At 64.3% G+C, this 12,708-nt stretch carries 14 protein-coding genes and 1 pseudogene; 4 read left to right on the forward strand and 11 right to left on the reverse strand.

What is annotated here, in order from left to right; all coding sequences use genetic code 11:
- The 3 genes from EOA23_RS24605 to EOA23_RS24615 all read right to left on the reverse strand — a co-directional run.
- Positions 1-698, reverse strand: a 698-nt coding sequence (locus tag EOA23_RS24605; RefSeq protein ID WP_127306062.1) for a cysteine desulfurase-like protein, incomplete at its 3' end; no start/stop codon positions are given.
- Between the two features lie 33 nt (positions 699-731).
- The gene (locus tag EOA23_RS24610) at positions 732-1,799 is read right to left on the reverse strand and encodes an aldo/keto reductase (protein ID WP_127306063.1); all 1,068 of its coding nucleotides are present in this window, start codon (positions 1,797-1,799) and stop codon (positions 732-734) included.
- 411 nt (positions 1,800-2,210) lie between these two features.
- A complete protein-coding gene (locus EOA23_RS24615; RefSeq protein ID WP_126064646.1) occupies positions 2,211-2,669 on the reverse strand; it encodes a hypothetical protein in 459 nt (152 codons plus the stop codon).
- Between the two features lie 382 nt (positions 2,670-3,051).
- On the opposite strand from EOA23_RS24615, the gene EOA23_RS24620 reads away from it, so the two are divergent.
- Complete coding sequence (locus tag EOA23_RS24620; RefSeq protein ID WP_095818565.1) at positions 3,052-3,216, forward strand: DUF1127 domain-containing protein; 165 nt, start codon at positions 3,052-3,054, stop codon at positions 3,214-3,216.
- Between the two features lie 59 nt (positions 3,217-3,275).
- On the opposite strand, the gene EOA23_RS24625 is transcribed toward EOA23_RS24620, so the two are convergent.
- Positions 3,276-3,782, reverse strand: coding sequence for a DUF1993 family protein (locus EOA23_RS24625; protein ID WP_127306064.1), 507 nt, complete (start codon positions 3,780-3,782; stop codon positions 3,276-3,278).
- Positions 3,783-3,924: 142 nt separating this feature from the next.
- Here EOA23_RS24625 and EOA23_RS24630 point away from each other — a divergent pair, with 142 nt between their 5' ends.
- On the forward strand, positions 3,925-4,974 hold the full coding sequence (locus EOA23_RS24630; protein ID WP_127306065.1) for a DUF1176 domain-containing protein: 1,050 nt from the start codon (positions 3,925-3,927) through the stop codon (positions 4,972-4,974).
- Between the two features lie 16 nt (positions 4,975-4,990).
- Here the strand turns inward: EOA23_RS24630 and EOA23_RS24635 are convergent, their stop codons facing one another.
- Genes EOA23_RS24635 through EOA23_RS24665 form a run of 7 tightly spaced genes read right to left on the reverse strand, consistent with a single transcriptional unit; the run spans position 4,991 to position 11,328 of the window.
- Positions 4,991-5,872: an alpha/beta fold hydrolase gene (locus EOA23_RS24635; protein WP_127306071.1), complete on the reverse strand. Its 882-nt coding sequence runs from the start codon at positions 5,870-5,872 to the stop codon at positions 4,991-4,993.
- 33 nt (positions 5,873-5,905) lie between these two features.
- The gene (locus EOA23_RS24640; protein WP_127306066.1) at positions 5,906-7,522 is read right to left on the reverse strand and encodes a molybdopterin-binding/glycosyltransferase family 2 protein; all 1,617 of its coding nucleotides are present in this window, start codon (positions 7,520-7,522) and stop codon (positions 5,906-5,908) included.
- A complete protein-coding gene (locus EOA23_RS24645) occupies positions 7,519-8,223 on the reverse strand; it encodes an XdhC family protein (protein ID WP_042644563.1) in 705 nt (234 codons plus the stop codon). Before EOA23_RS24645 ends, EOA23_RS24640 begins: the two co-directional genes overlap by 4 nt.
- A gap of 5 nt (positions 8,224-8,228) precedes the next feature.
- Positions 8,229-8,567 (reverse strand): XdhC family protein, encoded by a 339-nt coding sequence (locus EOA23_RS24650; RefSeq protein WP_127306067.1) that lies wholly within the window; start codon positions 8,565-8,567, stop codon positions 8,229-8,231.
- Positions 8,568-8,624: 57 nt separating this feature from the next.
- Positions 8,625-9,875: a VWA domain-containing protein gene (locus EOA23_RS24655; protein ID WP_127306068.1), complete on the reverse strand. Its 1,251-nt coding sequence runs from the start codon at positions 9,873-9,875 to the stop codon at positions 8,625-8,627.
- 5 nt (positions 9,876-9,880) lie between these two features.
- The gene (locus tag EOA23_RS24660) at positions 9,881-10,804 is read right to left on the reverse strand and encodes a MoxR family ATPase (protein WP_127306069.1); all 924 of its coding nucleotides are present in this window, start codon (positions 10,802-10,804) and stop codon (positions 9,881-9,883) included.
- Positions 10,805-10,833: 29 nt separating this feature from the next.
- Entirely contained in the window at positions 10,834-11,328 is a 495-nt protein-coding gene (locus EOA23_RS24665) for a flavin reductase (RefSeq protein WP_042644630.1), read from the reverse strand.
- A 193-nt stretch (positions 11,329-11,521) separates the two neighbouring features.
- On the opposite strand from EOA23_RS24665, the gene EOA23_RS24670 reads away from it, so the two are divergent.
- Together EOA23_RS24670 and EOA23_RS36605 are read left to right on the forward strand one after the other, a co-directional pair.
- The gene (locus EOA23_RS24670; protein WP_127306070.1) at positions 11,522-12,592 is read left to right on the forward strand and encodes a branched-chain amino acid ABC transporter substrate-binding protein; all 1,071 of its coding nucleotides are present in this window, start codon (positions 11,522-11,524) and stop codon (positions 12,590-12,592) included.
- Positions 12,592-12,708: pseudogene (locus tag EOA23_RS36605) on the forward strand (peptidase T4); the annotation flags it as partial. The gene EOA23_RS24670 and the pseudogene EOA23_RS36605, both read left to right, overlap by 1 nt.

Genomic DNA, 12,708 nt, shown 5'->3' on the forward strand with positions numbered 1-12,708 from the left:
CCCATATGCGGCCCGAAGAATTTGTAGGCCGAGCAGATCAGGAAATCACAGCCGAGCGCCTGCACGTCGACGAGCCCATGCGGCGCGAACTGCACGGCGTCGACATAGACCAGCGCGCCGGCCTGCCTGGCGATCGCCGTCAGCGCTTTCACCCGGTTGATCGAGCCGGTGAGGTTCGATGCATAGTTCAGGGCGACGAGCCGCGTCTTGTCCGAAAGCAGCGCCTGCAGCGCCGCTTCCTCCAGCTGCCAGCTCCGCTCGTCGAACGGCAGGAAGCGCACGACCAGGCCAAGATCCTCGGCAAGCTGCAGCCAAGGCGAGACATTGCCTTCGTGGTCCATGCGCGTGACGATGATCTCGTCGCCCGGCTTCATCGTCCGGCCGAGCGTGCGCGACATGTGGTAGGTCAGCGTCGTCATGTTGGCGCCGATGACGATCTCCTCAACGCTTGAGGCGTTCAGGAAATCGGCCATCGCGGCATGTGCCCCGTCGACCACCTGCTGCGCAGCGACCGTCGTTTCGAAGAAGCCGCCCAGATTGGCGTTGGTCGAGAGCAGGCAGCGCGACACCGCATCCGCCACGACCTGCGGCACCTGCGTGCCGGCGGGATTGTCGAGATAGATGCGCCGGCGCCCTTTATCGGTCAGCGAAAGCGCCGGAAATCTGCCGCGCACGGCCTCGATCGGAAACTCTGCCATCGTCTCCACCCCTTTGTTTTCAGACGATTCCGATCAAGGACACGGATTGCCGACGCGCTGGTGGATGGCGTCGACCGCTTTCTGCATCTCTTCCGTCCAGGTCACATCGACCGAGGACAGCGCCGTCTCGAGCTGCGCGATGGTGGTCGCGCCGACGATGTTCGCCGTCACGAAGGGCCGGCTCGCCACATAGGCATTGGCGAAAAGCGCCGGCTCCATGCCGAAGGAGCGCGCCAGCTCATTGTATTGAAGCAGCACTTCCGCCGCATTCGGCGTCTCGTAGCGCTGGCCGCGGTTGAAGAGCTGCGAGCGCGAGCCCTGCGGCCGCGCGCCATGATCGTATTTGCCGGTGAGATAGCCCTGGGCCAGCGGCGAATAGGGAAGAAACGCGATCTCCTCGCGTTCGCAGACCTCGGCAAGGTTCACCTCGAAGGTGCGGTTGACGAGGTTGTAGGCGTTCTGCAGCGAGGCGACGCGCGGACCCACGCCCTTTTCGGCTTCGAAGACGAAGCGCATCACGCCCCAGGAGCTTTCGTTCGAAAGACCCAGATGGCGGATCTTTCCAGCCTTCACCAGTTCGTCGAAGACGGCGAGCGTTTCGGCAACGGGCGTCTCGCCTCCCGGAGTGCCTGCCGCATCCGGGCGCCGCGCCACCGCTCCCACGCGCGTCGGATTCGAGCCCCACGGAATGTCCCGGTCCGGCCAGTGGATCTGATAGAGGTCGATGTAGTCGGTGCCGAGCTTGGCCAGCGATTTCTCGACAGCGTCGAAGATGTCGGCGCGCACCAGCTTCGAGGGACGATCGCCGCGGAACCACGTGTTGGCCGTGCGGCCGACCACTTTCGAGGCAAGGATGACCTTGTCGCGGTTGCGATTGGCCTTCATCCAGCTGCCGATGGTCTTCTCGGTCCGCCCTTGCGTCTCGGCCTTGGGCGGGATCGGGTAAAGCTCGGCCGTGTCGATGAAATTCACCCCGCGCGAGAACGCCAGGTCCATCTGCGCGTGGCCCTCCGCTTCGGTGTTCTGCTGCCCCCAGGTCATCGAGCCGAGGCAGATTTGCGAGACAAGGAGGTCGGTCCGACCGAGGCGGCGTTTGTGCATGGGATTTCTCCGGCGGGAGTTTTGCGCGGACAGCGCGGGGAGGAAATCCAACATAGAGCAAGACGCTTGCGTTTGGCAAAGCGCACAGTTTGGAGATTGGCCGAAGCGCCAGTCAGTTCGTCATCCACGGGCGGAGCGAGGAGCGTAGCGACGCAGCGCAGACCCGAGGATCCATGCCGTGACTTCAAGGCGCCGCAACGGTGCAGAATTTTTGCTCCGTTGCACCCAACGATCAAGGTAACGGCATGGATCCCAGGGTCTTCGCGACGGAGCTTCGCGGCTGCTCCGCCCAGGGATGACGAGGTTGGAAGGCTTCGACCAACCCCCGGCGCATGCGCCGATTAGAGAAACGAACGGCAAAACCTTCGCCCCGACAGCCTGCAACCTATCAAAATCCATGGGTGGGAGGAACTACCGCCTGACCCCGGCCAAAGCCCGCCGCTTGGCCTCGTCGATCAGCATGTTGGCCACCTGCATGCGGATCATGGCGCGCTGGCGCAGATGCGGCGCGACCCGATCCGGATGGTTGGCGAAAGCAAAATTGCGCCGGATGCGGCCGAAATCGGCATTCTTCGCTGGCTGGTCGAGGCCGAGCTCGCCGGCAATAGCTTCGGGATCGATCGACGGCAGCTGCTCCTCGGGCCGCTGCTCTTCACCCGCGAGCGACAGCTTTGCCTGGTCGAGAAGCGCGGCGAACTCCGCGGCAAGGTCGGCGGCGGACTCGCGGTATTCGGCGGCGACACTTTCGCTCGCGACCTTGATGCGCCCGGAATGAAGCTCATCGGCAACGGACAGATAGTCGAACGGAATAGACGGCCGGGCGCCCTCCTCTTCGCCTTTCTCCGAGGCGACGATCAGGTCGTCGAGCAACGAAGCGAAATCGAGCTTGTTCCCGGTGCCGATCTCAGCCTCCCTCTTGACGGCGTGCGTTGATGCCGCTGAAAATAGGGCGCCCACGTTAAAAATGACTTCTGGCGACGTTAACAATTGCAGGCATTTGCCGCCCTGGAGCCATCAAGCAAAAAGCCGGACCGCATTTTCGTGCAGTCCGGCAAGGTCGCCAGGAGTGGCGAGGAAAAAGCCAGCCATGGGCCGGCATAGCCCCTACGGTCGAGCCCGCCGAAAAGTTTCACGAAAAATCGATTGTGGCCGGAAATCTGATGCGGCATGGCAGCCATGCAATTGCTGCACTGCACAATTTTAGCAAATCGATTATATTTTGTTGTTGGGAGGGCCAACAGGGGCAACTGTCATGGGGTTCTTCACTGAAATGTTCGCTCGGCCACGGCCGCAGGAGCACCAGCGCTACCGCGCGGCACTCGCGCTTCTGAACGCGATGAGCAATGCCGACCGTGCCGATATCGGCATCAAGCCGGCGGATTTTCCGCGCATCGCGCGCGAAATGTCGGCCCGCTGAACAACGCTGAACCAAACGGGTTTCCCGGGCTGCCGGGAAACCTTCAACCTGTTCAAGAGTCAGCGATTTCCGAGGAAGGTCTGCTTCCCAAGCGGCACGCCATTGTGGCGCAGGATGTCGTAGGCCGTCGTGACATGGAAATAGAAATTCGGCATCGCGAAATGCAGCAGGTACTGCAGGCCGGGCAGCGTGGTTTCGCGCCCGCCAAGCCTTAATTCGATCGTCCGGTCCTCCGAACCTTCCAGATCGGCCGCCGAGAACGTCGCCAGATGATCGAGCGTCTTGGCAATTCGGGCCTGCAGCTCGGCAAAGCTCGCTTCATTGTCCTCATATTTCGGCACCTCGCGGCCGGCGAGCCGCGACGGCGCGCCCTTGGCATGGTCGGTGGAGATCTGGACCTGCCTGGCCACCGCGTACATGTCAGGCGCCAGCCGCGCGGTGAGGAACACCTGCGGATCGATCTTGCGCTCGCCGGCATTCTGCTCCGCCGCCGTCAGCACGCTGGCCAGCGCCTTTAGCCGGGCGGAAAAGACGCCCACGGAAATATCGTACATGGACACAGTCACGAGCAATCTCCCAAGGCGGCCCCAGCGCCGCGGCCCGTGACCTAACGCCTCCGGCTACGATTCTTCAAGCGTTCATGCCTCCACGTCACCGCTCCGCCGCAATCGCCATGGTAGTATTTTTGTTATCGAGCGGAGATTCCCGATGAGACATGTCTTTGTCGCTGCGGCTGCCTTCTTTTCCCTGTCCAGTATCGGCCAGTCCGCGTTTGCGGCCGATGCGCCCTATATCGACGACAGGTCCAGCGCCGACGCCGTCATCCGCTCGCTTTACAGCGCCATCAATCGCCACGAATTCGCCCGCGCCTGGGGTTATTTCGGCGATACAAAGCCGGCTAAGGATTTCAACGCTTTCGTGAAAGGCTATGACGGCACCGATACCGTCGACGTCAAGACCGGCGGTGTATCGGACGAAGGTGCCGCCGGCAGCATCTATTACAGCGTCCCGGTCGCCATCCAGGCGACCGACAAGAAGGGCGAGGCCAAGGTTTTCGCCGGCTGCTACACCGTCCGCCAGGTCAATGCGCAGATCCAGGAGCCGCCCTTCCAGCCGATCTTCATCGACAAGGGCACGTTGAAGCAGTCGACCGAGGATTTCGACAGCGCGGTGCCCGCAAGCTGCGGCGACGGCCCGCCGCCGCTCAAGAAGGACGAAGCGCTGGAGCAGGCCAAGAAGGCGTTTCTCGCCACTTATGGCGGGCAGTGCGACAAACAGGATCCCGACGGCAAGCCGATCGGTGAGCCCGAGGCCCATTCGATCCACTACAAGGACAAGGACGCTCAAGCCGCCGACCCGGAGCGCGAGACGCGGCTGTTCCGCTTCTTCTGCTCGATGGCCGCCTACAACGAAACCGCGGTCTACTACCTCGCCGATGACGTCAACGGCGTGACCCAGCTGCAGTTCACCGAGCCGGATCTCGACATCCGCTATGAGAACAACAACAGCGAAGGCAAGGTCGAATCGATCCACATCATCGGTTTCAAGACCAGCGGCTGGGCAACCAACTCGGACTATGACGAGAACACGAAAACCATCACCACATCCGACAAATGGCGTGGCGTAGGGGATGCCTCGTCTTCGGGGACCTATTTGTTCCGCAACGGTGACTTCTCGCTTGTCCAGTACGACGTCGATGCTTCCTATGACGGCGAGATCAATCCGCAGACGATCATCGATTACAACACTGCGCCTTGAACACGGGACGCGCCTATCAAGGCGTCTTCGTCAGCATCCAGTTCAGCGTGCCGCGCCAGTCCACCATGCGGATCGGCGTGCCATGCGTGCCGGTCTCGAAGCGCACGAAGCGTGTCGGATAGGATTTTTTGGCCAGGATCGAGCGGAAGAAGGCTTCCTGCTTTTCCACCGGGAAGACCACGTCATGGCTGCCCTGGCCGAAGAACACCGGCACGCGGCGCTTGAAGGCGGGGCTGGTCAAAAAGCTGTCGTCCCAGAGCGAGCCGAGCAGCAGCAGCCCATTGATCCGGCCGCCCGTATCTTTCCGCGCGGCGAGCTTCCAGCAGATCATGCCGCCCATCGAGCCGCAGGCGACGAAGATTTTCGCGCCGGGCGATTGTTGGGCGTAGTGATCGATGAGTGCAGCGACCTGCGCCGCGCCCTTGTCGCCGAAATCGGGGAAATCCGGCGAAAGATAGAGGCCGTTATTAGCGGCCATCAGATTCTTGATGCGGTTGAAGTTGCCGCCGAAAGTAAAATCGTCGACGCCTTGCTTGCGGCTGCCGCCCTGCCCATGCAGGTAGAGCACGATGATGGAAGCGCCTTCCGTCCTGCCGACCGCGACATGCCTGACATCGCCGGCGTCGGTCTTCAACATCAGGTCCCGCTGCACCTTGCGCACGCCGGGGTCGGTATATTGCGCCCGCACCCGCTTTTCCGGCACCTCGTCGCGCTGGTTGATGTCGCGCATCTCATGATAGTCGAGCACCGTATAGGCGCCATTGTCGCCTGTGGACAGCGCCGCCGGATAAGCGAACAGGTCGTCCTTGAACGGTTTTAGCGATAGCGTCTGGCTATGCGCAGCCTGGACGGTAAAACCGGTTGCAACGAGCAGGGCGAGGAGGAAGCGGAAAAACATGCCGAGAGGCATGCGAAATTCGGCTTCGGTTTGTCAATCCTGCAGGACGCCGCCCGCCCCTTCCAGCGCCTCGCGCGTGTCGACATCGATCGACGCGCCCTGCCCGATCTCGACATCGATGACGTCGAGGCCTTTGGCTTCGACCAGGTGTCGCGCGCCGGTATCACCCTCGAGCTGCGCAACCGCCGCGAAAAGCGATCGCGGCAAAAGCACCGGATTGCCGCGCTTGCCCTGGTGCGAGGCGCGCACCACGGCGTGACCGCCGGAGCGGCGGAACGCATCGATCAGGCTGTCGAGGTCCTTCGACGAAACGCCGGGCATGTCGCCGAGAACGATCATCGCGCCGGCCGCGTCGGGCGCGACCTTCGCAATGCCCGCCTTCAAGGACGAGGCCAGGCCATCGGCGAAATCGGGATTGTCGGCGAGCTTCACCTCAAGGCCTCCAAGCGCTGAACGCACGCGCTCGCGCTGATGGCCGGTGACGACGATGGTGCTGGCGGCCTTCGAGCCCAGCGCTCGCCGGGCGGTGCGGCGCACCAGCGGCTCGCCGTCGAACAGCGCCAGAAGCTTGTTCGGTCCGCCCATGCGGCTCGAACGTCCAGCCGCCAGAAGCACGATATCGACCTTCAGCGCCGACATTGCCGGCTGCGGCGCCGGCTCGCGCGGCTGCGGCCTGGTCGGAATTTCCATCAGAAGCCCGCCGACGCCCATGCCGGCAATGTCGCCGGCCGTCACATCGAGCCCGGCAATCAGGCGATCGAGCACCCAGTCGAAGCCGTTCTCCTTCGGGCTGCGCGCGCATCCGGGCGCGCCGACGACGCGCTTGCCGTCGAGCGTTCCGAGCACCAGCAGATTGCCGGGGTCCACCGGCATGCCCGCCCGGATGACAGTACCGCCTGCGCGTTCGATCGCGGCCGGCACGACATCGGCGAAATCGCTCATCGCCGAGGCGCCAAAGATCACCACCATGTCATTGTCGCGCGCCAGCTGCGTCGCGGCCGCGGCGACAGGGGCAATCTCATGCGGCGTGCGCCGCTCGGCCGTCAGCCGGCCGCCGGAACGCGCCAGCCGCGCCTCGGTGACGCGCAGCGTCTTGTCAAGCACGCTCGGCTTCACGCCGGGAAGCACCGTCTGGATGATGCCGACCGTGATGGGACGATAGGCGTTGACGGCAAAGATCTCGCGGCCGACGCAAATCCTCACCACGCTGTCCACCAGGTTTGCGGCGACGGCAAAGGGGATGATCTTCACGGTCGCGACCATCTGGCCCTTCTCGACCGGCGCATGCTGCGCCAGCGTCGCGACGGTGATGGCCGGATCGACGGCATTGATGGCGTCGATCATCCCGGCATTGACGGTAAACACGCCCGAGGCCCCTGCATGCAGGTTCACCCGCCCGGTGGCAGCCGGCTTGACCTCGATGTTGCGGTGGCTCATGCCGGCCGCGATTTTCGTGGCGGCGGCATCCTCACCGAGATCGCCCTCGGCAAGCACCGCCGCGACGACTTCGACTACACCCGCTGCCTTCAGTGCAGCGACATCCTCGCGGCTCAGCCGGTGCGCCTTGCGGAACCGCTTTTCGCCCGCGGCCGTCGCATGCGCCAGCACCGCCCCTTCCGCCTCGTCGATCGGAACCGGCCCGAATTTCACGCCACGGCGCCTTTTGCTTCCAGACCGCGCGAGCGGAAGGCGTGGATGGTCTGCGCGAGCACCGCAACGGCGATCTCGGCCGGGCTGGCCGCCCCGATGTCGAGGCCGATCGGCGCGTGGATGCGGGCGATCTGGTCGGCGCCGGCGCCGAGCGCGAGCAGGCGCTCGACGCGCTTGGCGTGGGTCTTGCGGCTGCCAAGCGCCCCGACATAGAAGCAGCGGGCGTCGAGCGCCGCCTTCAGCGCGAAATCGTCGATCTTCGGATCATGGGTGACGGCGGCGAGCGCAGTGTAGCTGTCGAGCGGCGCGCGCTTCAGCACATCCTCCGGCCATTCCGCATGCAGCGCGACGTCGGGAAAGCGCTCCGGGGTCGCAAAGGCGGTGCGCGGGTCGATGATCTCGACGGGATAGCCGGCGATCCTGGCCATCGGCGCCAGCGCCTGGCTGATATGCACCGCGCCGATCACCACGAGGCGCGGGCGGGGCAGATGCGCGTTGAGAAAGAAGGTCCGCCCTTCCGCCTCCACCGACCGCGAGTTTCCGGTGCGGAACGCATTGGCGATCGCCGCCCCGAGATCGCCCGCGACATGGTCGCCCTCGCGCACAATGCGGTCTCGGCCGTCGCCGAGATCGGTGACCAGCACAGCCGCCCGGCGGGCGCGGCGTTCTTCGTTGAGGGTCTTCAGGATATATGGATCCACGGCGGTCAGCCCAGCCTTTCGACATAGACCTTGATGCGGCCGCCGCAGGAAAGGCCCACCTGCCAGGCCGTTTCGTCGGCGACGCCGAACTCCAGCATCCTGGCCTCGCCCGAGCCGATGACGTCGATCGCCTCGGTCACCACGGCGCCCTCGACACAGCCGCCGGAGACAGAGCCATGGAAATTCCCTTCAGCGTCGATGACCAGATGGCTGCCGACCGGACGCGGTGCCGAACCCCAGGTCTCGACCACGGTCGCGATGGCCACATCCTTGCCGTCCTTCATCCAGCCCTCCGCGATGATCAGCGGATCGCGGGCCTCATCGAGATAAATGCTCTCATCCATCGTCGCTTCTCACAAAGTCTGTTTTCCCGCCGGGACATTCCCTGACAGAGCATATGGCTATGCGGCCCGCCTCCCGCCAGTTCGCAGCCAGCGGCGCGGATCGACCGAGGCCGCCGGCCGCCGGTCGAGCGAGGTGCAAAGATCGGTCAGCGCATCGAGATTATGCACTGCCCGGAACTCGTCGACATAGGGCAGCATCGCTTTGACGCCGCGGGCACGCACCTCGAAGCCGTCAAAGCGCAACAGCGGGTTGAGCCAGATCAGCCGCCGGCAGGATTTGTGCAGCCGCTCCATCTCCTGCGACAGGCCGGTGACGTCGTCGCGCTCCAGCCCGTCGGTGATGAGAAGCACCACGGCGCCCTGCCCCAGCACGCGACGCGACCACAGTCGGTTGAATTCGGCGAGCGTGTCGCCGATGCGGGTGCCGCCCGACCAGTCCTTCACCGCCGCCGAGCACTCGGCCAGCGCCTCGTCCGGATCGCGATGGCGCATCTGACGGGTCAGGTTGGTCAGCCGCGTGCCGAAGACGAAGGCATGCACGCGGCGGCGCTTCTCCGTCAGGGCGTGCAGGAAATGCAGGAAGATGCGCGTGTACTGGCTCATCGAGCCGGAGATGTCGGCCAGCACGACCAGCGGCGGATGCACTTCGCGCGCCGATCGGAATTTCGGCAGGATAAGCGCGCCGCCGGTGCGCGCGGCCGAGCGCATCATGGCGCGCGGATCGATGCGGCGCCCCTGCGCGTCAGCCCTGAAGCGCCGCGTGCGGACGAGGTCGAAGGGAAGTTGCAAGGCCATGATCGCCTTTTTGGCTTCGGCCATTTCGCCGGCGTCCATCTGGGCGAAGTCCTTGCCGCGCAGCACCTCATTGCCGGAAAAGGTGAGCCGCGCATCAACCTCGATCTCCGGCACTTCCCGCGCCGTCCGGCTCTTCTGGTGGCCCTCGAACATCGCCTGGCTGACGCGGTTCTCCGCCGCCCGCGGCTTTTGCCTTTCGCTTGTGTCCAGGGCGACCGGCGAGAACATCGCCAGCAGCTTCTCGATCAACTCGCGCGATTTCCAGAACAGGCGGAAGGCCTCGTCGAAGACCGGATGATCCTCGTGCCGCGAGACCAGCACCGCATGCAGCGTCCAGTAGAAATCGTCGCGCGAGCCGATGCCGGCGGCAAGCACCGCCTCGATGGCGTCCTTCACCGAGGCCGGCCCCACGCGCATGCCGGCCTTGCGCAAGGCGCGAGCGAAATAGACGATATTATCGGCGATGCGCCCATCGGCGCGCGCCTCTTTGGGTTCCGGACGCGGCGACGGCATCGCCCCTACTCCGCCGCCGAAAGCTCGGCCTTCACCTCATTGAGGATGCGCCGGCCCTCGCCCTCACCGATGCGGGCAATATCGTCCTGGTATTTCAAAAGCACGCCGATCGTGTCGGACACGGTCTCCGGGTCGAGCGCCACCTTGTCGAGCTCGGTGAGCGCGCCGGCCCAGTCGATGGTTTCGGCAACGCCTGGCGCCTTGAACAGCTCGACCTGGCGCAGCTTCTGGACAAAGGACACGACCTCCGCCGACAGCCGGCGGTTCGCCTGCGGCACCTTGCGGCGCACGATCTCCAGCTCGCGTTCCGCATTCGGATAATCGACCCAGTGATAAAGGCAGCGCCGCTTCAGCGCGTCGTGGATCTCGCGCGTGCGGTTGGTGGTGATGATGACGATCGGCGGCTCTTCCGCCTTGATCGTGCCAAGCTCGGGAACCGTAACCTGGAAGTCCGACAGGATTTCCAGCAGGAACGCTTCGAACGCTTCGTCGGTGCGGTCGAGCTCGTCGATCAGGAACACCGGCGCCGCGCCGGCCATGCCGGTCAGCGCGTCGAGCACCGGGCGGCGGATCAGGTATTTTTCGGAGAATACGTTACGCTCCATGTCGGAGCGCACGACCTTGCCGGCCGCCTCCTCCATGCGGATCTCGATCATCTGCGCGGCATAATTCCACTCATAGACGGCCGAGGAGACGTCGAGCCCCTCATAGCATTGCAACCGGATCAGCCGGCGGCCGAGGGCGTCGGCCAGTACCTTGGCGATCTCGGTCTTGCCAACGCCCGCCTCGCCTTCGAGGAACAAGGGCCGCTTCATGCGCAGTGAAAGAAACAGCACGGTCGCCAGCGAGCGGTCCGCGACATAGTCCGCAGCGGTCAAAAGATCGAGCGTTTCGTCGATCGATTTCGGCGCGGGGCGCGGCGCGGTCATCTTGTCTCCGTGGGTCCCGCTTGCACGTTTCAAAGGACGTGATAGTCGCGGTTATAGTAGATCAGCGGCCGCAAATTATCGCCGATGCGCAGGCCTGTCACCTTGCCAAAAAGCACACGGTGGGTGGCAAGATCCTTGGCGTCGATGATCTCGCAGTCGAACACGGCAAGGGCCCCTTTCAGCGTCGGCGCGCCGGTCGAGATCACATCCCACTCGGCCAGCGCAAAGCGTTCGTCCGCCGGCAACCCGGTGACACCGGAAAAGCCTACCGAGACGGCTTCCTGATCCGAGGCAAGCGTGTTGAGCGCGAACCTGCCGTTCTTGATGAAAGCCTCGTTCTTGGCGTTCTCGCGGTTGAGGCAGACCAGAACCGTCGGCGGCGTGTCCGAAACCGAACAGGCGGCGATCACCGTCGCGCCGCGTTTGCCGCCAGGCCCGTCCGTGGTCACCACATGCACATGGCCGGCAAAATGCGCCATCGCATCGCGATAGTGCTGCGGCCCGATGTCATTGATCTTCAGCACGCGATAATCCACCTGTCGGAACAAGCCCGTTATATATGGCGGCATATTGCACGCCACAAGTTATCTATCACGGGCGAAGTGCTTGACCGCAATCCGCAAATTCGCGTGTTGCGCGCCGCTTAGCCAGCCTTTAGGCATTTCCTGAAATAGTGTCGGGACTGTATTCCCGGCATGGAGGAATATCTTAGCCCGAATGCGTCTTCTCACGACGACATCAGCCGTGCTGTTCTGGCTGTCGCTGGCCGCGAGCGCCGAGGCCGAGACGCTGGTCGGCGTTGCGGCGCCGCTTTCCGGTCCGTCGGCGATCCTGGGCAAGCAAGTTGAGGATGGGGCAGCCTTAGCGGCAGAGACGAACGGCCTTGCGATCAAGACTGCAGACGATGCCTGCACCGCCGATGGCGGCGCCGCGGCGGCAAAGGAATTCGTCGACGCCAAAGTCGATATCGTGGTGGGCTTTCTCTGCACCGAGGCGATCGAGGCGGCGCTGCCGATCCTGAAGGACGCCAACATACCGGTGATCACGGTCGGCGTGCGCACCGAAAGCCTGACCGATCGGCGCGCCAAGACCGGCTGGCCGGTCTACCGGCTGGGCCCGCGCGGCGACGATGAGCGCAACGCGGTTGCCGCCAAGCTTACTCAGCTGTGGCGCGACGACCTCTTCGCCATAGTCGATGACGGCACCATCTATGGCCGCGAGATGGCCGAGACTTTTCGCGCTGCGGCCGAACAGGCTGCCTTGAAACCGGTCTTCACCGACACTTTCAGGCCGCAGCTCGACAACCAGATCGGGCTGGTCGGCCGGCTGAAGAAGGCAGGCGCAACAAAAGTATTTGCCGGCGGCGACGGCGACGATGTCGCCATCATGGGCCGCGACGCCGCCCAACTCGACGCGGGCATCACTTTCGCCGGCGGCGAAAACCTCCGCACGCCGCCTGGCGATGTGCCTTACGCCGTCGGCACGCTGATGATCGCCACGCCGGAATGGCCGGAAGTCGCCGACCCCAAGATCGTGCAGGCTTTCGGGGCGAAGAACATCGTGCCGGACGGCTACACGCTGCCGTCCTATGCAGCAGTCGAGATCGCCAAGATCGCGCTGGCTGGCGCGGAGAGCTCCGGCCAACCGCTCGGCGAGGCGCTGACCGGCCATGATTTCGCGACCGCGATCGGCACCATCCGCTTCGACGACAAGGGCGACCTCAGCCAGAACCCGTTCCGCGTCTTCCGCTTCGACGGCACGCATTTCGTACCGCTGGAGGGCAAGTGATGTTCCGCACCGGACCGCGCAATCTGATCACCGACGTTGCTGGTCTTCGCGTCGGCAATGCCGCCGACGCCAGGCTTAAATCCGGCGTCACGGCGGTGCTCTGCGACGAACCTGCC

Source organism: Mesorhizobium sp. M2A.F.Ca.ET.042.01.1.1 (genome assembly GCF_003997405.1).
Lineage (GTDB): Bacteria > Pseudomonadota > Alphaproteobacteria > Rhizobiales > Rhizobiaceae > Mesorhizobium.

Excerpts from the sequence above, each read along its gene's own strand:
- EOA23_RS24635 (WP_127306071.1), bottom strand. The coding sequence starts at position 5,872 with ATGTTTTTCCGCTTCCTCCTCGCCCTGCTCGTTGCAACCGGTTTTACC.
- EOA23_RS24620 (WP_095818565.1), top strand. The coding sequence starts at position 3,052 with ATGGGGTTCTTCACTGAAATGTTCGCTCGGCCACGGCCGCAGGAGCAC.
- EOA23_RS24630 (WP_127306065.1), top strand. The coding sequence starts at position 3,925 with ATGAGACATGTCTTTGTCGCTGCGGCTGCCTTCTTTTCCCTGTCCAGT.
- EOA23_RS24660 (WP_127306069.1), bottom strand. The coding sequence starts at position 10,804 with ATGACCGCGCCGCGCCCCGCGCCGAAATCGATCGACGAAACGCTCGAT.
- EOA23_RS24655 (WP_127306068.1), bottom strand. The coding sequence starts at position 9,875 with ATGCCGTCGCCGCGTCCGGAACCCAAAGAGGCGCGCGCCGATGGGCGC.
- EOA23_RS24650 (WP_127306067.1), bottom strand. The coding sequence starts at position 8,567 with ATGGATGAGAGCATTTATCTCGATGAGGCCCGCGATCCGCTGATCATC.
- EOA23_RS24670 (WP_127306070.1), top strand. The coding sequence starts at position 11,522 with ATGCGTCTTCTCACGACGACATCAGCCGTGCTGTTCTGGCTGTCGCTG.
- EOA23_RS24610 (WP_127306063.1), bottom strand. The coding sequence starts at position 1,799 with ATGCACAAACGCCGCCTCGGTCGGACCGACCTCCTTGTCTCGCAAATC.